General features: G+C 62.9%; 14 protein-coding genes. 5 read left to right on the plus strand and 9 right to left on the minus strand.

What is annotated here, in order from left to right; all coding sequences use genetic code 11:
• Window positions 1-78 precede the first annotated feature (78 nt).
• Both FQU74_RS07365 and prfB read left to right on the plus strand, forming a co-directional pair.
• Window positions 79-2619, plus strand: coding sequence for a penicillin-binding protein 1A (locus tag FQU74_RS07365; protein ID WP_146285754.1), 2541 nt, complete (start codon window positions 79-81; stop codon window positions 2617-2619).
• Between the two features lie 105 nt (window positions 2620-2724).
• Window positions 2725-3852: a peptide chain release factor 2 gene (prfB, locus tag FQU74_RS07370; protein WP_146285755.1), complete on the plus strand. Its 1128-nt coding sequence runs from the start codon at window positions 2725-2727 to the stop codon at window positions 3850-3852.
• Window positions 3853-4020: 168 nt separating this feature from the next.
• On the opposite strand, the gene eno is transcribed toward prfB, so the two are convergent.
• Together eno and FQU74_RS07380 are read right to left on the minus strand one after the other, a co-directional pair.
• The gene (eno, locus tag FQU74_RS07375) at window positions 4021-5298 is read right to left on the minus strand and encodes a phosphopyruvate hydratase (RefSeq protein WP_146285756.1); all 1278 of its coding nucleotides are present in this window, start codon (window positions 5296-5298) and stop codon (window positions 4021-4023) included.
• A gap of 38 nt (window positions 5299-5336) precedes the next feature.
• Window positions 5337-6236 carry a DMT family transporter gene (locus tag FQU74_RS07380; RefSeq protein ID WP_146285757.1) on the minus strand — a complete coding sequence of 300 codons (900 nt, stop codon included), beginning with the start codon at window positions 6234-6236 and terminating at the stop codon, window positions 5337-5339.
• Window positions 6237-6894: 658 nt separating this feature from the next.
• Between FQU74_RS07380 and FQU74_RS07385 the strand changes: the two genes are divergently transcribed.
• Window positions 6895-10593 carry a vitamin B12-dependent ribonucleotide reductase gene (locus FQU74_RS07385; RefSeq protein ID WP_146286237.1) on the plus strand — a complete coding sequence of 1233 codons (3699 nt, stop codon included), beginning with the start codon at window positions 6895-6897 and terminating at the stop codon, window positions 10591-10593.
• Window positions 10594-10692: 99 nt separating this feature from the next.
• Here FQU74_RS07385 and FQU74_RS07390 read toward each other — a convergent pair whose 3' ends face one another.
• From FQU74_RS07390 to FQU74_RS07415, 6 genes are all read right to left on the minus strand, one after another.
• Entirely contained in the window at window positions 10693-11283 is a 591-nt protein-coding gene (locus FQU74_RS07390; RefSeq protein ID WP_146285758.1) for a nucleotidyltransferase family protein, read from the minus strand.
• A 45-nt stretch (window positions 11284-11328) separates the two neighbouring features.
• Window positions 11329-12627 (minus strand): branched-chain amino acid ABC transporter permease, encoded by a 1299-nt coding sequence (locus tag FQU74_RS07395; protein ID WP_146285759.1) that lies wholly within the window; start codon window positions 12625-12627, stop codon window positions 11329-11331.
• Entirely contained in the window at window positions 12627-13637 is a 1011-nt protein-coding gene (locus FQU74_RS07400; protein ID WP_146285760.1) for a branched-chain amino acid ABC transporter permease, read from the minus strand. Before FQU74_RS07400 ends, FQU74_RS07395 begins: the two co-directional genes overlap by 1 nt.
• 4 nt (window positions 13638-13641) lie before the next feature.
• Window positions 13642-14352, minus strand: coding sequence for an ABC transporter ATP-binding protein (locus tag FQU74_RS07405; protein WP_146285761.1), 711 nt, complete (start codon window positions 14350-14352; stop codon window positions 13642-13644).
• Window positions 14345-15136, minus strand: coding sequence for an ABC transporter ATP-binding protein (locus FQU74_RS07410; protein WP_146285762.1), 792 nt, complete (start codon window positions 15134-15136; stop codon window positions 14345-14347). The genes FQU74_RS07405 and FQU74_RS07410 overlap by 8 nt, the downstream gene beginning before the upstream one ends.
• 130 nt (window positions 15137-15266) lie before the next feature.
• Window positions 15267-16451, minus strand: a complete 1185-nt coding sequence (locus FQU74_RS07415; RefSeq protein WP_146285763.1) for an ABC transporter substrate-binding protein — start codon at window positions 16449-16451, stop codon at window positions 15267-15269.
• Between the two features lie 180 nt (window positions 16452-16631).
• Between FQU74_RS07415 and FQU74_RS07420 the strand changes: the two genes are divergently transcribed.
• Window positions 16632-17732, plus strand: coding sequence for a PQQ-dependent sugar dehydrogenase (locus tag FQU74_RS07420; RefSeq protein ID WP_146285764.1), 1101 nt, complete (start codon window positions 16632-16634; stop codon window positions 17730-17732).
• A gap of 30 nt (window positions 17733-17762) precedes the next feature.
• Here FQU74_RS07420 and FQU74_RS07425 read toward each other — a convergent pair whose 3' ends face one another.
• A complete protein-coding gene (locus tag FQU74_RS07425) occupies window positions 17763-18785 on the minus strand; it encodes a GlxA family transcriptional regulator (protein ID WP_146285765.1) in 1023 nt (340 codons plus the stop codon).
• A gap of 141 nt (window positions 18786-18926) precedes the next feature.
• On the opposite strand from FQU74_RS07425, the gene FQU74_RS07430 reads away from it, so the two are divergent.
• Window positions 18927-20297 (plus strand): class II 3-deoxy-7-phosphoheptulonate synthase, encoded by a 1371-nt coding sequence (locus FQU74_RS07430; protein WP_146285766.1) that lies wholly within the window; start codon window positions 18927-18929, stop codon window positions 20295-20297.
• Window positions 20298-20326: the final 29 nt, after the last annotated feature.

Genomic DNA, 20326 nt, shown 5'->3' on the forward strand with positions numbered 1-20326 from the left:
CGCAGGCGCGTGGTTGTGTTTTGACCTTGGGCTGGCTTGCTCCTATATGGGGGCCTTGGGCGCATCAGGGGACAAAGCGTGTTTCGGTTCATCGGGTCATTCTTCGGGGCCATCTTCACATTGGTGACCCTGGGGTTGCTGTTCGCCGCGCTGACTGTTGGCGGCGTCTTCTGGATGTATTCGCGCGACCTGCCAAGCCATGAGAGCCTGACGCAATACCGCCCGCCGGTCATTAGCCGCATCTATGATGGCGAAGGCCGGATGATCGACGAATTTGCCGAAGAGCGTCGGCTGTTCGTGGCGATCGAGGATATCCCCGACGTGGTGAAGCACGCCTTCATCAGCGCCGAGGACAAGAACTTCTACACCCACGCGGGCTTTGATGTGATGGGCATGGCCTCGGCCGTGAAGGATGCGATGGCCGGCAGTCGCCTGCGCGGCGCCTCGACGATCCCGCAGCAGGTGGCCAAGAACTTCCTTCTGTCCGGCGACCGGACGGCCGAGCGCAAGATCAAGGAACTGATCCTGTCCACCCGTCTGGTTCAGGCGCTGCCCAAGGACCGCATTCTTGAACTGTATCTGAACGAAATTTACCTCGGCCAGAACAGCTATGGGGTGGCCGCTGCGGCGCTGACCTATTTCAACAAGCCGCTGACCGAACTTTCCCCGCATGAGGCGGCAACCCTTGCCTCCATGCCGCGTGAGCCTGCGCGCTCGCACCCGGTGCGAGATCACGACAAGGTTCTCGCACGCCGGAACGCCGTGCTGCGCGAGATGTGGCAGAACGGCTATCTGGATGAGGCCACTTACAAGGCCGAAAGCGCGCTGCCGCTGCAATCGGTGCAGAACGGCGACTATCCGGCCTTCCGCACCACCTTGCCGCCGCGCGACTACTTTACCGATGAAATCCGCCGCCAGCTTTCGGGCAGCTTCGGCGAGAAAGAGTTCTTCTCGGGCGGTCTGGCCGTGCGAGCCACGGTTGACCCCGAATTGCAGGCGGCAGCGGCTGTGGCCCTGCGTCAGGGGCTTGAGCGGTATGACCGCAACCAGGGCATCTGGCGTGGCACGCGTAAGACCATTCCCGCAGATCAGCTGGGCAGCGAGGCCACCTGGCGCGAGGCGCTCTCCAAGGTCGAGGTGCCGCGCGACATCGAAGGCTGGCACCCGGCTGTCGTCCTCTCACTCGGCGAAAGCTCGGCCCGCATTGGCATCGAGGGCGTAGAAGAAGATGAGGACGGGCACTTCATTCCGGCCGAGGACGTAACTTGGGCGCGCAAGCGCCTTGCAGACGGCAAACTTGGCAAGAAGGCAAACGCCGCGTCCGACCTGGTCGAGGTCGGAGACGTGGTTCTGGTGCGCGCCGTGACCAAGGATGAGGATGGAAGCTTCGTGCGCTGGTCGCTGCGTCAGGTGCCGGAAGTGCAGGGCGCCTTCATGGCGATGGACGTCTATTCGGGCCGCGTGCTGGCCATGCAGGGCGGCTTCTCCTATCAGGACTCGGTTTTCAACCGCGCGACACAGGCGACACGTCAGCCGGGCTCCAGCTTCAAGCCCTTTGTCTATGCCGCAGCGCTCGATTCAGGCTTCTCGCCTGCGACGATCGTGGTCGACGCGCCGATCGAGTTGAACACGCCGCAGGGCCTGTGGCGGCCGAAGAACGCCTCGAACAAGTTCTATGGCCCCACGCCGCTGCGCACCGGGATCGAGCAGTCGCGGAACCTGATGACCGTCCGTATCGCGCAGGAGATCGGCATGGACGTGGTTGCGGGCTATGCCGAACGCTTTGGCGTCTATGACCGGATGCAGGCCTTCCTGTCGAACTCGCTGGGCAGCCAGGAGACGACGCTGTTCAAGATGGTTGCCGCCTATTCGATGTTCGCCAACGGGGGCGAGCGGGTGGAGCCCACGCTGGTCGACCGTGTGCAGGACCGTTACGGGAAGTCGGTGTACAAGCATGATCCGCGCAAATGCGTGGAATGCGATGCCGCGATCCTGCCTGCAGGGACCGCACCGCGCATCACCTCGACGCGCGATCAGGTCATCAATCCTGTGACCGCCTATCAGATCACCTCTATGATGGAGGGCGTGGTGCTGCGCGGCACGGCGCAGGGCATCAACCTGCCGGTGCCCGTTGCGGGCAAGACCGGGACCACCAACGATGCCAAGGACGTCTGGTTCATTGGCTATACCTCAAACATCGCGGCTGGCTGCTACATTGGTTACGACAACCCGCGCACACTGGGTGGCAAGGCTTCGGGCGGCGGTCTCTGCGGCCCTGTGTTCGAGACTTTCATGCGCACCGCCATCAAGAAGTACGGCGGGGCCGAGTTCCGCGTGCCGCCGGGCGGCTACTTCGCCAAGATCGACCGCTTTACCGGCGTGCGCCTGCCCGAAGATGCCACGGGTCCCAACGTCATCTCTGAATACTTCCGTGAAGGTCAGGATTCGGCGTTTGACGGGCTGCTTGTGGACGGCGGCTTTGGCATGGGAGAGAACCTGCCATTGTTCACCGTGGGCGAAACCGATGGTGGATCGGCAGTCACCACCTCGACCGGCCAGACCAAAGTCATCCCCAAGAAGGCCGATTTCGGTACCGTTTCCTCGGGCGGGCTATACTGACACCCCCGGCGTTGTGCATCCCGTGCCGGCCGCTCCCTTGTCGGGCGGCGCGGCTCGGGGTATGAACCCGCGCCGGACCAGATCAATTGACTGAAAGCAGAACGAATGCGCGCTGAAACCCAGAACCAAGCCGATGCCATCCGCAAGTCGCTGGCCCTTCTGGCGCAGCGTATGGATTACGAGACGGCCCCGCATCGGCTTGAAGAATTCAACGCCATGATCGAGGACCCGAATCTGTGGAACGACCCTGCAAAGGCGCAAAAGCTGATGCGCGAGCGTCAGATGCTGATGGACGCGGTGGGCACCTACAAGATGATCGCCTCGGGTCTGAATGACAATATCGAGCTGATCGAACTGGGCGAGGCAGAAGGCGACGACGAGGTGGTGGCCGAGGCCGAAGCCGCAATCAAGGCCCTGGTGGAAACCGCGCGCGAGAAAGAGCTTGAAGCGCTTCTGGACGGTGAGGCCGACGGCAACGACACCTTCCTCGAGATCAACGCCGGCGCCGGCGGCACCGAAAGCTGCGACTGGGCCAGCATGCTGGCGCGGATGTACACCCGCTGGGCGGAGAAGAAGGGCTACAAGGTCGAACTGCAGTCGATCTCGGAAGGGGAAGAGGCGGGCATCAAGTCGGTCGCCTACAAGATCAGCGGCCCCAACGCCTATGGGTGGCTCAAGTCGGAATCGGGTGTGCATCGTCTGGTGCGGATCTCGCCCTACGACAGCGCGGCGCGGCGGCATACGTCGTTCTCGTCGGTCTGGGTCTATCCGGTGGTCGACGACAATATCGAGATCGAGGTCCTGCCGAACGAGATCCGCATCGACACCTATCGTTCGTCCGGTGCAGGCGGTCAGCACGTGAACACCACCGATTCGGCCGTGCGGATCACCCACCTTGCCACCGGAATCGTGGTCACCAGTTCGGAAAAGTCGCAGCACCAGAACCGGGACATCGCCATGAAGGCGCTGAAATCGCGGCTCTACCAGATGGAGCTCGACAAGCGGAACGCGGCGATCAACGCGGCGCATGAAGCCAAGGGCGACGCAGGTTGGGGCAACCAGATCCGCTCTTACGTGCTGCAGCCCTACCAGATGGTGAAGGACCTGCGCACCGGGGTCGAGACATCGGACACCGATGGCGTTCTGAACGGGGATCTGGACCGGTTCATGCAGGCGACGCTGGCGATGGATGTGGCAGGCAAGAGCCGCGCCGAAGCCACCGCCGAGGATTGATCGCGACAGGTTCAGCGCGGCGCCCCGAACAGTTGGCGTGCGCGATGGGCAATATGGGGGCAGTTTGCCCCCATTTTCATGTCTGTCAGGCACTTCGCACTCAAGGCAGGCACCACAAACGAAAACGGGGGCCACTGGCCCCCGCTTCTTGTTCCGATCCTGCGAAGGTCAGCCCTTCAGGATGCTGCGCCCAGCAAACTCGGCGATCTCGCCCAGCATTTCCTCAATACGGATCAGCTGGTTGTACTTCGCGAGCCGGTCCGAGCGGGCCAGCGAGCCGGTCTTGATCTGGCCGCAGTTGGTGGCCACGGCGAGGTCGGCGATGGTCGCATCCTCGGTCTCGCCCGAACGGTGCGACATGACGTTGGTATAGCGCGCGCGATGCGCCATATCGACAGCCTGCAGCGTTTCGGTCAGCGAGCCGATCTGGTTCACCTTGACGAGCATCGAGTTCGCAACGCCCTTCTGGATGCCTTCGGCAAGGCGGCGCGGGTTGGTCACGAACAGATCGTCGCCCACCAGTTGCACCTTGTTCCCCAGACGGTCGGTCAGCAGCTTCCAGCCGTCCCAGTCATCTTCGGCGCAGCCATCCTCGATCGAGATGATCGGATAGTCGCCGCAGAGCTTGGCGAGATATTCCACATTTTCGGCCGAGGTGAGCGAGAGGCCTTCGCCCTTCATCTCATACTTGCCGCCTTTGAAGTATTCGGTCGAGGCGCAGTCGAGCGCGAGGTAGATATCCTCGCCCGGCTTGTAGCCAGCTTTCTCGATGGCCTTCAGGATGAAGTCCAGCGCCGCGCGGGTCGACGACAGGTTCGGCGCAAAGCCGCCCTCATCGCCGATGCCGGTGGAAAGTCCCGCCGCCGACAGCTCTTTCTTCAGGGTGTGGAACACTTCGGAGCCCATCCGAACAGCCTCGCGGATGTTCGATGCCGCAACCGGCATGATCATGAATTCCTGAATGTCGATCGGGTTGTCGGCGTGCTCACCGCCGTTGATGATGTTCATCATCGGAACCGGCAGAACGCGGGCAGCGGTGCCACCGACATAGCGGTAGAGCGGCTGGCCAGTGTATTCGGCGGCAGCCTTGGCCACGGCGAGCGAGACGCCAAGAATGGCGTTGGCACCAAGGCGGCCCTTGTTCGGCGTGCCGTCCATTTCGATCATGGTGCGGTCGATGCCGACCTGCTCGGTCGCGTCGAACCCGATCAGTTCTTCGGCGATCTCACCATTCACGGCGGCCACGGCCTCAAGCACGCCCTTGCCCATGTAGCGGGATTTGTCGCCGTCGCGGCGCTCAACGGCCTCATGCGCGCCGGTCGATGCGCCCGAGGGAACTGCTGCGCGGCCCATGGCGCCGCTTTCCAGCGTCACGTCCACCTCGATAGTGGGATTGCCGCGGCTGTCGAGGATTTCGCGCGCGTGGATGTCGATGATCGTGCTCATGGATTCCTCCGGGGGAACGGGTGCTCTCGGGGGTGTCTTTATCCTGCGTCATCCGATGTGGGAAGGGCGCGTTTGCGCAAACGCTCACGCGCGAAGGTGTAAAGGCCCGAACCGATGATCAAAGCAGCACCCGCAAAGGTCACCGCATCGGGGCGTTCGCGGAAGACGACCATGCCGATGACCATCGCGAAGACGAGGCGCGAATAGCGGAAGGGCGTGATGACCGAGATCTCGCCGAGGCGCATCGCCTGAGTGATCGCCCAGTAAGCGGTGATCCCGAAAAGAAGCGCGCCGCCGATGTAGCCCGTTTGCGCGAGGGTGGGCATACGGGCGCCGCCCGTCACCGCAAGCATGAGCGCGCCCAGCACCGCCACCGAAAGAAAGCCCCAGGCCGAAACCTGCATGGTCGAGATGGTGCCGGGTATCTTGCGCGTCGCGAGATCGCGCACCGACAGGCCAAAGACGGCCAGCACCGACCAAAGGGATGCGAGGGCAAAACCCTCAAATCCCGGTCGGATGATCATCAGGACGCCGATGAAGCCCAGAGAAATGGCCGTCCAGCGCCGCCAGCCGACCTGCTCGCCCAGGAAAAGCGCCGCACCCAGGGTCACAGCCAGCGGCGCCGCCTGAAAGATCGCCGTCGCGGTTGTCAGCGGCGTCAGGGCCAGTGCCGTCACGAAGCCAAGGGTTCCGACCATCTCGCCCAGATTACGCCAGATCAGGGCAGGGTGAAGGAAGTCGCGATCAAAGAACGCCTTGCCCTCGCGTTTGGCCATCAGGGCAAAGACCGGTGTGCCGACGACGCCAAGCATCAGAAGAATCTGCCCGGTGGGCAAGCCGGCGGCTGCCCATTTGATGAACATATCCTCGATCGCGAATCCGCCCATGGAGGCGATCATCAACAGGATGCCCCGAAGGTTGTCGCGTGGTTCGTGCATGGCGGATCCGGTGGTTTGGGGCAGGCAGCGTGGCGCCACCAAGGCCTTGGCCCCTGATTGGGGCGACTGGACCTCTCTAGTCCATCGGGCAGGCAAGTGAAAGTCGCCACAGATCTGGGGCCGGAGAATCGGCTGCGAAACCTGGGATGGCATATGAGGCACGGCCCCGACGCGATGCAGGCGAGGAAGAATCGGTTCATGTTCCGTGGCAGGAAAGTTATCCACAGCCTTGGAGATGCGGCTGATTTTGCCCACGGCCGGCTGAAATCTTGCGAAAGAAGAGGGTTCGAGAGAAGGCAGACCGCACCCTGTTGCGGGTTTTCCACCGGTCATCCACAGGGGTGGTCACAGGGGGGCTGAATCGGGCGCAGGCGCCATGAGTAGTGTCCCGCTTCACCGTCAACACACAATATATGGTTGCGCGACAAATTTTCTGATTGATGCGCGCCAGAATTTCCGACACCTTGTCATCGCGATGTCGTGAACCACCAGATTTAGTGGCGGGCACGGGAGGCAGACCTACCCTTTCTGATTGCCCCGCTGGGATTCCGGGGCAACCCGACGGTCGTTCCGTCGGGACGGGCGCGTGTCTGTCTGGCATCAGGCGGTTGAAACAACACCTGCGCGAATGCGCGGTAACAGCGGGACGACGGGGCAGATGAAGATCGAGCGCAAGTTCACGACGGAAACGACCGGCGCCTATGGCGCGATGGCTTTTACAACCACCACTTCCGAAATTCGCAATCCTGATGGCAAGGTCGTGTTCCGCAACGACGCCGTCGAGGTGCCCGAAGGCTGGAGCCAGGTGGCCTCTGACGTGCTGGCGCAAAAATACTTCCGCAAGGCTGGCGTCCCCGCCGCACTGAAGCGCGTGCGCGAGAAGGGCGTTCCCGAATTCCTGTGGCGCTCGGTCGCGGATGACGAGGCGCTGGCCGCGCTGCCGCAGGATCAACGGATCGTGGGCGAAACCTCGGCAAAGCAGGTGTTCGACCGTCTGGCTGGTGCCTGGGCCTATTGGGGCTGGAAGGGTGGCTACTTCACCACCGAGGCCGATGCTCGCGCCTATTACGACGAGATGCGCTATATGCTGGCCCGCCAGATGGCTGCGCCGAACAGCCCGCAATGGTTCAACACCGGTCTGCACTGGGCCTATGGCATCGACGGTCCGGGGCAGGGCCACTTCTACGTCGATTACCGCACTGGAAAGCTGACTCAGTCGGACAGCGCCTATGAACACCCGCAGCCGCATGCCTGCTTCATCCAGTCGGTCAAGGACGATCTGGTGAACGAAGGCGGTATCATGGACCTGTGGGTACGTGAGGCGCGTCTCTTCAAATACGGATCTGGCACCGGTACCAACTTCTCCAGCCTGCGCGGCGAAGGCGAGAAGCTGTCGGGAGGCGGCAAGTCCTCGGGGCTGATGGGCTTCCTCAAGATCGGTGACCGTGCCGCGGGTGCGATCAAGTCGGGCGGCACGACGCGGCGCGCGGCCAAGATGGTGATCTGCGACATGGATCACCCGGATGTCGAACAGTTCATCAACTGGAAGGTCATCGAGGAACAGAAGGTGGCCTCGCTGGTCGCCGGGTCAAAAATGCACGAGGTGCATCTGAACGCGATCTTTGCCGCGATCCGCACCTGGGATGGCAGCGCCGTCGATGCGGCGGATGCCACCAAGAACGACGCGCTGAAAACCGCGATCCGCGCCGCCAAAAAGGCGATGATCCCCGAGACCTATATCAACCGCGTGCTGCAATACGCGCGGCAGGGCTTCGATTCGATCGAGTTTCCGACCTACGATACCGACTGGGATTCAGAGGCCTATATCTCTGTCTCGGGCCAGAACTCCAACAACTCGGTCCGCGTGACGGATGCCTTCCTGACGGCGGTGAAAGATGATGCTGACTGGGCACTGATCCGCCGGACTGATGGCAAGGTCGCCAAGACCATCAAGGCGCGTGATCTGTGGGATCAGGTGGGCCATGCCGCCTGGGCCTGTGCCGATCCGGGCATCCAGTTCCACGATACGGTCAACGCCTGGCACACCTGCCCTGAGGATGGGCCGATCCGTGGGTCGAACCCCTGCTCGGAATACATGTTCCTCGACGATACCGCCTGCAACCTGGCGTCGATGAACCTGCTGACCTTCTTCCACAATGGTCGCTTTGACGCCGAGGCCTATGTCCATGCCACGCGGCTCTGGACCGTGACGCTGGAAATCAGCGTGATGATGGCGCAGTTCCCGTCGAAAGAGATCGCGCAGCTTTCGTATGACTTCCGCACGCTCGGTTTGGGCTATGCCAATATCGGCGGCCTGCTGATGAACATGGGGCTGGGCTACGACAGCGACGAGGGCCGCGCGATGTGCGGTGCGCTGACCGCGCTGATGACTGGCGTGACCTATGCCACCTCGGCCGAGATGGCGGGCGAACTGGGCGCGTTTTCTGGGTACCAACGCAACGCGCAGCATATGCTGCGGGTGATCCGCAACCATCGCCGCGCGGCTTATGGCCATGCCGAGGGCTATGAAAGCGTGAACGTCGCGCCGGTGCCGCTGGATGCGGCCAACTGCCCGCAGCCGGAACTGGTCGCGCTTGCAAAATCCGCCTGGGATGACGCGCTGAGCCTGGGCGAGGCCAACGGCTATCGCAATGCACAGACCACGGTGATCGCGCCCACCGGCACCATCGGTCTGGTGATGGATTGCGACACGACCGGCATCGAGCCTGACTTCGCGCTGGTCAAGTTCAAGAAGCTGGCCGGCGGTGGCTACTTCAAGATCATCAACCAGTCGGTTCCGGCGGCGCTTGAAAAGCTGGGCTATTCCTCGGGCCAGATTGCCGAGATTGTGGCCTATGCCGTAGGCCACGGCACACTGGGCAATTGCCCCGGCATCAACCACACCGCGCTGATCGGCCACGGCTTTGGCCCGCGTGAGATCGAGAAGATCGAGGCGGCGCTTCCCTCGGCCTTCGACATCCGCTTTGTCTTCAACCAGTGGACGCTGGGCGAGGACTTCTGCAAGCTGACGCTGGGCATCCCGGCAGACAAGCTGGCTGATCCGACCTTTGACCTTCTGCGCCATCTGGGCTTCACCAAGTCGCAGGTCGAGGCTGCCAATGACCACGTTTGCGGCACGATGACGCTGGAGGGCGCCCCCTTCCTGAAGGCCGAACACCTGTCGGTCTTTGACTGCGCCAACCCCTGCGGCAAGAAGGGCACCCGGTATCTGAGCGTGAACAGCCACATCACCATGATGGCTGCGGCGCAAAGCTTCATCTCGGGCGCGATCTCCAAGACGATCAACATGCCGAACTCGGCCACGATCGAAGAAACGCTGGCCGCCTATGAGCTGTCGCACAGCCTCGGCATCAAGGCGAATGCGCTTTATCGCGACGGATCGAAACTGTCGCAGCCGCTTGCCGCCGCACTGGTTGAGGATGACGAAGAGGCTGAAGAGGTGCTGCTGAACGGCTCGCAGCAAGAAAAGGCCGTGACGCTGGCCGAGAAGATCATCGAGAAGGTGATCGTCAAGGAAATCGTCCGCAGCCACCGCGAAAAGCTGCCAGAGCGCCGCAAGGGCTACACCCAGAAGGCGGTTGTGGGTGGCCACAAGGTCTATCTGCGGACCGGCGAGTACAAGGACGGCACGCTGGGCGAGATCTTCATCGACATGCACAAGGAAGGCGCGGGCTTCCGGGCGATGATGAACAACTTCGCCATCGCGGTGTCGGTTGGCCTGCAATATGGCGTGCCGCTAGAAGAGTTCGTCGACGCCTTCACCTTCACCAAGTTCGAACCTGCCGGCATGGTGCAGGGCAACGACTCGATCAAGAACGCGACCTCGATCCTCGACTATGTGTTCCGCGAACTGGCGGTCAGCTATCTGGACCGTACCGATCTTGCCCATGTCGCCCCGAAAGGCGCGAGCTTTGACGAGCTGGGCGGCGGTGTGAGCGAGGGGCGCCGCGAAAGCAACGTCGAGCAAGTCAGCGAAAGCGCTGCGTCGAAGTCGCTGGAAGTGCTGCGCCAGATCTCTTCGACCGGCTATCTGCGCAAGCGGCTGCCGCAAGAGCTTGTCGTGCTGCAGGGTGGGATGGGTGCGATGGGGGCGACCGCGCTTTCGGGCGACGCCTCGGCGCTGACCATGCTCTTGCCCGATGCGGGTCTTGCGACCGGCACCATGGGCAGCTCGACTGCGCTTTCGACGGGGTCGGTGTCGATGGACGCGCGCACCAAGGCCAAGATGCAGGGCTACGAGGGCGAGGCCTGCGGCGAATGCGGCAACTACACACTCGTCCGCAACGGCACCTGCATGAAGTGCAACACCTGCGGCGGAACGAGCGGGTGTAGCTGAGGCGGTGGTGCTCTGATAACAGTAAAACGGGGCTCGTCGAGATCGGCGAGCCCCGTTTTCGTTGTGGGTTAGATGCACAAACGGTTGTCGGGTCCCGGTCTATTCGCCCCTCTGCGCGCGCCACTGCGCCCAGTCCTCAGGGGTGTCGAGGTCGGTGAGCGCGGCTTGGCCGGGCAGGGGCACCAGATGCAGCCGTCCGGCATGCGCCGCAAGGATCGGTTGCGCGCCTCTGTCGCCTGACAGGTTTTGCAGAAGGGGTACAAGGTCTGCAGGAAAGATCACCGGATGTCCGGGCGTCGTGCCCGATGCGCCGCGCAGGATCATGTCCGGATGGGCCCGGTGCTCCCCGACCATCTCCACGATCATCTGCGTGCTGATCTCTGGCATGTCTGCGGGCAGGATCATGACTGCGCCCTGCCACCCGGCCGCGCCTGCGCGGATCGATGCAGCCATTCCCGTTGCAGCGTCAGGGACGATGACAACTTGCACGGGACTGTCACGCAGCGCCGCGTGACGGTCCGGGCGGTCGGGGGGCAGCGCCACGCGAACGGGCAAACCAGTCGCCAGTGCCGCCTGCGCGATACGCGCCAGTTGCGGCTGGTCGTCGATCCGTTCCAGCAGCTTGTCAGCGCCGCGCATCCGCGATGATGCGCCGCCCGCCAGTATCAGGATCATCAGCGCGTCTTGCATCGCAGTCTCCGAACGCAAAAGGCGCCCCGCAGGGCGCCCTTCATCTTACTTCTCGGGGATCAGGCCACGCGGACTGAACCGCAGCACCAGAAGCAGGATCACACCCATGGTCAGAAGCCGCATATGCTGGGCGCTGTCCACCAGATGCGCCTTCAGCGGCCCGTCGGCCATCCCGGCCGTGATGCCCGACATCACGGTCGGTCCCAACGTCTCGACGATCAGCCAGAGCCAGCCGATGAGCAACGAGCCCAGAACGGCACCCCAGTTGTTGCCCGACCCGCCGATGATGACCATCACCCAGATCAGGAAGGTAAATCGCAGCGGTTGATAGGTGCCGGGGTTCAGGATCCCGTCCATCGAGGTGAGAATTGCCCCCGCAACCCCCGCCAGTGCCGAGCCGAGGATGAACACCTGCAGATGGCGCCGCGTCACATCCTTGCCCATGGCGCGGGCTGCGTCCTCATTGTCGCGGATCGCCCGCATCATCCGGCCCCATGGGCTGTTCAAGGCGCGCTCCGACAGCCAGATGATACCCGCAAGGACCGCAAGGATCATTGCCATGTAGGTCAGCTTCACAAGGATCGACGAGCCGGTGACCGGATCGAAGCCAAGCGAGTTCGCAAGATTCAGGAAGGTCGGGTTCGCCTGCAGGTCCACCTCAAACGGGACAGGCCAGGGGCGCTGCTGGACGTTCATCATCTTGACGCCACGAGCGAGCCAGTCTTCGTTCTTCATCACGGCGACGATGATCTCGGCGATACCGAGTGTCGCAATGGCGAGATAGTCCGAACGCAGGCCGAGCGCGGTCTTGCCGATCCCCCAGGCCGCGAGCGCCGCCAACAGACCACCAAGCGGCCATGCCAGCAGAACGGGCAGCCCGAGGCCGCCGAGGTTGCCCGAGACGGACGGGTTGACCGCCTCGACCGCCGTCACCGCAGGATCAAAGACCATGCGAAAGATCACGAAGCCCGCAAGCAGCACCAGCGTCAGTGCAAGGGCACGGTTGCGCCCCGGCACCATCCGTTTCCAGAGGGTGATGCCCGCCGCAAGGGTCGCAAGACCGATGCCAAGACCTGCGAGAATTCCTGTGCCGCCAGCAGCCCAGGCCTCACGCACCGGGGGCGTGGCCACCAGCGCGACAGAGAGGCCCCCAAGGGCCGCAAAGCCCATGATCCCGGTGTTGAAAAGGCCCGCATATCCCCACTGGATGTTCACGCCCAGGGCCATGATGGCCGAAACGAGCGCGAAGTTCAGGATGAACAGCGCCTGGTTCCACGAAATCAGCAGCCCGGTTGCCAGATACAGCACCGCGACGCCGAGGAAGAGTTTTGCATTCTTCGACATCAGAAGGATTTCCCCTTGAAGAGGCCGGTCGGCATGAACAGCAGAACCAGGATCAGAATGGCGAAGCTGACCGCGAACTTGTAGTCGGTCGCCATCAGTTGCAGCAAGCCGTCGGGCGCGAGGCTTTCAGGCAGCACATAGGTCACGACCTTTTTCCACGCATAGGTCAGGACGACCTCGGAAAAGGCGATGACGAACCCGCCCGCGATGGCGCCCAGCGGGCTGCCAAGGCCGCCCACAATCGCCGCGGCGAAAATCGGCAGCAGCAACTGGAAATAGGTGAAGGGGCGGAAGCTCTTGTCCAGCCCGTAAAGAACCCCGGCAATCGTCGCAAGTGCAGCGGCCAGGATCCAGGTGACCTGCACCACGCGGTCAGGGTTGATGCCCGACAGCAACGCAAGATCCTCGTTGTCGGAAAACGCGCGCATGGATTTTCCGGTCCGCGTCTTTTGCAGGAACCAGAAGAGCGCGGCCACTACGACAAAGGCGGTGATCACCGTCACGGCCTGCGTGCCCTTGATCGCCAGCCCCTCGGCAAGGCCGGTTGCAGACTTGAACTCACCCGCCGAGATCAGGAAGCGCCCGCCATCGGCAAAGTTCTGGTCATCCACCCCGATGATCAGGCGCACGATGCCGTTCATCACGAACATCACGCCCATCGACACGATGACAAGGATGGTGGGAGAGGCCTTCTGTCGGCGGTAGAACTGATAGACCGCCTTGTCGGTGGCAAGCACGAGCGCCGCCGTGGCGGCAATCCCGAAGGGCAGGGCCAGAAGCGCGGTCGGCAGGATGCCCGCCGTGATGCCAATCGACTGGAACCACCAGGTCACAAGGATGGTGACCATGGTGCCAAAGGCCATCGTGTCACCATGCGCGAAGTTGGAGAACCTCAGGATCCCGTAGATCAACGTCACGCCAAGCGCGCCAAGCGCAAGCTGCGCGCCATAGGTAAGGCCCGGTATGAAGACGAAGTTGAGGAAGGCCACAAGGGCGTTGAGAATATCCATAGCCTCAGCCCCCCAGGAACGAACGGCGCACTTCGGGGTCGGCCATCAGGGCCTTGCCGGTGTCGGTGAAACGGTTGGCGCCCTGCACAAGGACATAGCCCTTGTCTGCGATTTCCAGCGCCTGACGGGCATTCTGTTCGACCATCAGGATGGAAATGCCGGTGCGGGCGATTTCGATGATCCGATCAAAAAGTTCGTCCATCACGATGGGCGAAACACCGGCCGTGGGTTCGTCCAGCATCAGAACCTTGGGGCGGGTCATCAGCGCGCGCCCAACGGCGACCTGCTGGCGTTGGCCGCCCGAAAGCTCGCCCGCCGGCTGGTTGCGCTTGGTCTTGAGGATCGGAAACAGGTCGAACACCTGCGCCACGGTATCGGCAAAATCATCGGTGCGGATGAAGGCGCCCATTTCAAGGTTCTCCTCGACCGTCATCGAGGGGAAAATGTTGTGGGTTTGCGGCACAAAGCCCATGCCCTTGGCGACGCGCGCCTGCGGGGTCAGCGCGGTGATATCCTCGCCATCCAGCCGCACATGGCCCTCGCGCAGCTTGAGCATGCCAAATACCGCCTTCATCGCGGTCGATTTTCCGGCTCCATTGGGGCCGACGATGACGGCGATCTCGCCCTTTTCAACGGCGATGGTGCAGCTGTGCAAGATATCCGCACCGCCATAGCCGCCGGTCATCGCCTCACCGATCAGGAAGGGTTCAGCCATGGGCGGCTTCCTCCTTGATCTTGTTCTTCAGACCGGTGCCCAGATAGGCCTCGATCACCCGTTCATCGTTCTTCACTTCGTCAACCGTGCCCTGTGCCAGCACCTTGCCCTCGGCCATGCAGATGACCGGGTCGCAGATGCGGGCGATGAAATCCATGTCGTGTTCGATCACGCAGAAGGTGTAGCCGCGTTCCTTGTTCAGGCGCAGGATCGCATCGCCGATCGTGTTCAGAAGGGTGCGGTTCACACCGGCGCCGACCTCGTCCAGGAACACGATCTTGGCATCGACCATCATGGTGCGGCCAAGCTCGACCAGTTTCTTCTGCCCGCCCGAGATCTGCCCGGCCTTCAGGTCGGCGATATGGCTGATGGTCAGAAACTCCAACACCTCGTCGGCCTTGGCGCGGATCGCCGCCTCTTCACGCGCGACGCGGCCCCGGTTGAACCAGGCGTTCCACAGCGTCTCGCCCGATTGCATCGCGGGCACCATCATCAGGTTTTCCCGCACGGTCATCGAGCCGAATTCATGCGCGATCTGGAAGGTGCGCAGCAGACCCTTGGCGAAAAGCTCATGCGGCGGCAGGCCGGTCACGTCCTCGCCATCCATGACCACACGCCCCGAAGTCGGCGGCAGGCGGCCGGCGATCACGTTGAACAGCGTCGATTTTCCCGCGCCGTTCGGACCGATCAGCCCGGTGATAGAGCCCTTGCGAATTTCCAGCGTTGCACCGTCAACGGCGCGGAAACCGCCGAAGTGCCGGTGCAGGTTTTCAACACGGATCATCCATGTCCCCCAATCCCAGGCGCACTGGCCGGGGTTAGCCCCGATCGCAGCATTTTGCCTGAAGGCTTATGTAAGGCAAAGGCCCGGGCAGACAGCCCGGGCCAAAGCCGATTGTTTCAGGCCGGGCCGATCAGCGGTATTTTACCGTCTCCAGCTTGCCGTCCTTGACCTCGTACTCACGGAAGTTGCCAGCGCTTTCACCAGCGCCGATCATCTCCACCGCGGTCGCGCCGACATAGTCGATGTCGGTTCCAGCGGCAATCAGTTCCAGCGCCTTGGCAAGCTCGCCGGGGAAGACCTGCTCGCCCGGTGCATTGGCCACGTCCATGACCTTGGCAGACCAGTCCTTGCCGCCGGTGGAGTTGGCAGCGGCCATCGACAGCAGCATGAGCGCAGCCGCGTCATAGCTTTCGCCAGAATAGGCGGTCGATCCGTCAAAGCCTGCGGCCTTGGCGATTTCCAGGAACTTGGCGTTGCCGGGGCTGTCGGTGCCGGGGACCGAGCCGTACGAGCCGTTCAGCGGCTCGCCGATGGCATCGGCAAGGCTTTGGCCATACATGCCGTCCGGCAGGAAGAAGGTCGAGAAGGCACCGGAATCGACTGCACCCTGGATCATGCCCTTGCCGCCCTGGTCGACGTAGCCCGCAACCACGAGTACTTCGCCACCGGCCGAGGCCAGAGCGCCGACTTCGGCCGAATAGTCAGCCTTGCCGTCTTCGTGCGGGGCTGCCAGCGTGACCTTGCCGCCTTTGGCTGCGAAGGCTGCAGCGAAGGCGTCAGCCATGCCCTTGCCATAGTCGTTGTTGGTATAGGTCACCGCGACTTCCTTGGCGCCACGCTCCGACAGGATGTCAGCCATGATCTCACCCTGACGCGCGTCCGACGGCGCGGTACGGAAGAACAGGCCGTCATCTTCAGCGGTCGAGAGTGCGGGCGAGGTGGCCGAGGGCGAGATCATGCCCACGCCATTCGGGCGCGCAACGTTTTGCAGAACCGCGCCGGTCACGCCCGAGCAGTCGCCGCCGACGATGCCGGCAACCTTTTCAGAGGTCACAAGACGCTCGGCCGCAGATTGTGCTGCGGCGGCGTCAACGCAGGTGGTGTCGCCGCGCACCGGGGTCACGGTCGAGCCGCCCATGAACTTGCCCGAATCCGAAACTTCCTTGATGGCCAGTTCGGCGCCCGCGGCCATGTTCGGCACGGTGGTTTCCAGCGGGCCGGTGAAGCCGAGCAGAACCCCGACCTTCACGTCCTCGGCCTGGGCCGCACCGGCGACCAGAGCAGTGGCTGCGGTGGCAAGCAGCAGTCTTTTCATTGGTTTTCTCCCATGTCGGATCAATCTCCTGCCGGCAGGCTAGACTGCGATTGATCAAAAGAAAAGCGCACTTTTCCGCCAGTTCTGACGTGACGCATGGGCAATCTGACGAAGACGTGTTTGGCGCAGCGCAGATTGATCCTAGATCAAAATCAGGCATTCAACCGGGGGTGGACCACCATGCGCCTTGCTTCCATTGCCATGCTGTCGTTCGGTCTACTGCCGATCTGCGCCGCCAATGCAGAGGTTGTGAACACCGATGCAGGCCCCATGCAGCTCACCGCTGTCGCCGAGGGATTCGATGAACCCTGGGCAATCGGCTTTCTGCCCGATGGCGGCATCCTTGTGACAGAGCGCACAGGTGCGTTATGGCTGATCCGGGAAAGCCAACGGACCGCGGTCACCGGTCTGCCCGAGGTTTTCGCGCAAGGGCAGGGCGGGCTCTTGGACGTCATGGTCCCCCGCGACTTCGCAACCAGTCGCGAAATCTGGCTAAGTTATGCGCGCCCCGCCCGTCGAGGCGGGGCCACAGCACTTGGCCGGGGCATCTTGTCAGAGGACGGCGCCCGGATCGACGACTTCAGAACGGTCTTTACAGCCGAAGGCTATACCGGCGGGCGTCACTTCGGCTCTCGCATCGTCGAGGCGAGCGATGGCACCATCTACCTGACCACCGGTGACCGTGGAACCGGCCCAAAGGGAACACAGGCGCAGAACGCGGCCCTTGCCGCGGGCAAGGTAATTCACCTGAACCGGGACGGAAGCCCCGCCTCGCGCATCGAGGGCTGGATGGCGGGCGTCCACAGCCTCGGCCACCGCAACATACAGGGCGCGGCGCTGGACCGTGACGGCAGCCTGCTGGCGGTCGAGCATGGCGCCAAGGGCGGGGATGAGTTGAACCGGATCGCCCAAGGCCGGAACTACGGCTGGCCGGTTATCAGCTACGGCGTGAACTACAACGGCCGCAGGATTGGTGAAGGGCAGACCAAGCCGGGACTGGAGCAGCCCCTGCATTATTGGGACCCTTCGATCGCGCCCTCGGGCCTGATGGTCTATTCCGGTGCGCTGGTGCCGGACTGGGCGGGGGATATCTTCACCGGCAGCCTCAACAGCGACTTCATCAGCCGCCTCGACCCCGACAGGCCAACCGGAACGGGCTTTGCCGAAGAGCGTATCGCCTCTGACGCCACCGCCCGTGTGCGCGATATCGTCGAGGGTCCGGATGGCGCGATCTGGTTTCTTTCGGTGAATGAGGGCACGCTTTTCCGCATGGCCCCTTAGGAAATGGCCTTGGCAGCCGCGGGCGGCGGATCAGACCGCCAGCCGCTGCCCTGTGCCCGGCACCATGCCCTGCGTCCCGCGTTCGCGGTAGGGCGTGGTGTTGTAGTGGCTGCGATAACATTTGGAGAAATGCGAGGGTGACGCGAAGCCGCAGGCCAGCGCCACGTTGATCACGCTCATATCCGTCTGCATCAGCAGATTGCGGGCCTTCTGCAGGCGCAACTCCATGTAATAGCGCTTGGGGCTCCGGTTCAGATAGCGCCGGAACAGGCGCTCCAGCTGCCGGGTGGACATGCCCACGTCATCAGCCAGATCAGCCGGTGAGACCGGATCCTCGATCGCGCTTTCCATCATCTGGATGACCTGCGCCAGCTTGGGATGGCGCACGCCAATCCGGGTCGGGATCGACAGGCGCTGCGTGTCCTGATCGGTGCGGATGGAGTTGTAGACCAGCTGGTCAGCCACGGTATTGGCCAGATCCTCGCCATGGTCGGCGGCGACGATCTTCAGCATCAGATCGATTGAGGCCGTGCCCCCCGCACTTGTCAGACGGTTGCCGTCGATCACAAAAACCGACTTCGTCAGCTTCACCTCTTCGAATTCCTCAACAAAGCCATCCTGGTTCTCCCAGTGGATCGTAGCCTTGCGGCCATCCAGAAGCCCGGCTTTGGCCAGCGCATAGGCCCCGGTGCAAAGCCCGCCCATGACAACACCGCGCCGCGCCTCGCGCCGCAGCCAGGAAATAATGGTGCGCGACGTCGCGCGTGGCACGTCGATGCCGCCGCAAACCAGAACGGTGTCTTCGCGGTCGATGTCGTCCAACCCCATATCCAGCTTGAACGCAGCGCCATTCGAGCAGACGGCGACGGCGCCACCCTCACCAGCCAACCGCCAGCTATAGAGCTCCCGCCCCGCCACGCGATTGGCGATGCGAAGGGGTTCGATCGCGCCTGCAAACGAGATCATCGTAAAGCGGTCGAGCAACAGAAAGACAAACCGGCGGGGGCCGATGTCCTTGGCAATGGCGGTGGCTTTGCGCGGAAGGGCAGTCATGTGCGACCTGCTTGTGTCGGTTTCGGCGCATCTACGCAGGATTTGACCGTTCATTCAAGGGGGCGCGGACCTGTCCCCCATTGCTTTTCCCGTCCAAAGCCGTATAGCGCATTCGCTACCGCTAACGGACGGAGGATTGCCATGACCAAATCCTGGTCAAAATCGGACTGGCGCGCCAAACCGCGGGTTCAGATGCCGGATTATCCGGATCAGGCCGCGCTGAACGCTGTCGAGGCCCAGCTGGCGAAATATCCCCCGCTCGTTTTTGCGGGCGAGGCGCGCAGACTGAAGAAACAGCTGGCCGCGGCGGCGGAAGGCAAGGCCTTCCTGCTGCAGGGCGGCGACTGCGCCGAGAGCTTTGCCGAATTCAGCGCCGACAACATCCGCGACACGTTCCGCGTGATGCTGCAGATGGCCGTGGTCCTGACCTACGGCGCGAAAGTGCCGGTCATCAAGGTTGGCCGCATGGCTGGCCAGTTCGCCAAGCCGCGCTCGGCCCCGACCGAGGTGATCGGCGGCGTCGAATACCCCAGCTACCGTGGCGACATCATCAACGGCTTCGATGCCACGATCGAGGCGCGCTTGCCCGATCCGCAGCGCATGCTGCAAGCCTACACGCAGGCCGCAGCCTCGCTGAACCTGCTGCGCGCGTTCTCAACCGGGGGCTTCGCCGACATCCACCGCGTCCATAGCTGGACGCTGGGCTTTGCCGAACATGACAAGGCCGAACGCTATCGTGAACTGTCGAACCGCATCTCCGATGCGCTCGACTTCATGAATGCGGCCGGGGTGAACTCGGACACCGCGAATGAGTTGTCGCGGGTCGATTTCTACACCAGCCACGAAGCGCTGCTGCTGGAATATGAAGAGGCGCTTTGCCGCGTCGATTCGATCACCGGACAGAACGTCGCCGGTTCCGGCCACATGATCTGGATCGGCGACCGCACCCGTCAGCCTGACGGCGCGCATGTCGAATTCTGCCGCGGCGTGCTGAACCCGATCGGCCTGAAATGCGGCCCCACGACGACGGCCGACGACCTCAAGGTGCTGCTCGAAAAGCTGAACCCGCAGAACGAGGCTGGCCGCCTGACGCTGATCGCGCGCTTCGGCGCGGGCAAGGTGGGCGAGAACCTCCCGCGCCTGATCAAGGCCGTGCAGGAAGAAGGCGCCAATGTCGTCTGGTCCTGCGATCCGATGCATGGCAACACGATCAAATCCTCGACCGGTTACAAGACCCGGCCGTTCGACAGCGTTCTGCGTGAAGTGCGCGAGTTCTTTGCGATCCACAAGGCCGAAGGCACCGTTCCGGGTGGCGTGCATTTCGAGATGACCGGCAAGGACGTCACCGAATGCACCGGCGGCCTGCGTGCCGTGACGGATGAGGATCTGTCAGATCGCTATCACACCGCCTGCGATCCGCGCCTGAACGCCTCTCAATCCCTGGAACTCGCGTTCCTTGTGGCAGAAGAGCTGACCGCCATGCGCGAGGATCGCCGCCGCGTCGAGATGTAATCTGACGATTGCTTGCATGAAAATTCGGG

Source organism: Gemmobacter aquaticus, from assembly GCF_007859075.1.
Classification (GTDB): domain Bacteria; phylum Pseudomonadota; class Alphaproteobacteria; order Rhodobacterales; family Rhodobacteraceae; genus Gemmobacter; species Gemmobacter aquaticus.

Excerpts from the sequence above, each read along its gene's own strand:
- prfB (WP_146285755.1), top strand. The coding sequence starts at position 2,725 with ATGCGCGCTGAAACCCAGAACCAAGCCGATGCCATCCGCAAGTCGCTG.
- eno (WP_146285756.1), bottom strand. The coding sequence starts at position 5,298 with ATGAGCACGATCATCGACATCCACGCGCGCGAAATCCTCGACAGCCGC.
- FQU74_RS07380 (WP_146285757.1), bottom strand. The coding sequence starts at position 6,236 with ATGCACGAACCACGCGACAACCTTCGGGGCATCCTGTTGATGATCGCC.
- FQU74_RS07385 (WP_146286237.1), top strand. The coding sequence starts at position 6,895 with ATGAAGATCGAGCGCAAGTTCACGACGGAAACGACCGGCGCCTATGGC.
- FQU74_RS07390 (WP_146285758.1), bottom strand. The coding sequence starts at position 11,283 with ATGCAAGACGCGCTGATGATCCTGATACTGGCGGGCGGCGCATCATCG.
- FQU74_RS07395 (WP_146285759.1), bottom strand. The coding sequence starts at position 12,627 with ATGTCGAAGAATGCAAAACTCTTCCTCGGCGTCGCGGTGCTGTATCTG.
- FQU74_RS07400 (WP_146285760.1), bottom strand. The coding sequence starts at position 13,637 with ATGGATATTCTCAACGCCCTTGTGGCCTTCCTCAACTTCGTCTTCATA.
- FQU74_RS07405 (WP_146285761.1), bottom strand. The coding sequence starts at position 14,352 with ATGGCTGAACCCTTCCTGATCGGTGAGGCGATGACCGGCGGCTATGGC.
- FQU74_RS07410 (WP_146285762.1), bottom strand. The coding sequence starts at position 15,136 with ATGATCCGTGTTGAAAACCTGCACCGGCACTTCGGCGGTTTCCGCGCC.
- FQU74_RS07415 (WP_146285763.1), bottom strand. The coding sequence starts at position 16,451 with ATGAAAAGACTGCTGCTTGCCACCGCAGCCACTGCTCTGGTCGCCGGT.
- FQU74_RS07420 (WP_146285764.1), top strand. The coding sequence starts at position 16,632 with ATGCGCCTTGCTTCCATTGCCATGCTGTCGTTCGGTCTACTGCCGATC.
- FQU74_RS07425 (WP_146285765.1), bottom strand. The coding sequence starts at position 18,785 with ATGACTGCCCTTCCGCGCAAAGCCACCGCCATTGCCAAGGACATCGGC.
- FQU74_RS07430 (WP_146285766.1), top strand. The coding sequence starts at position 18,927 with ATGACCAAATCCTGGTCAAAATCGGACTGGCGCGCCAAACCGCGGGTT.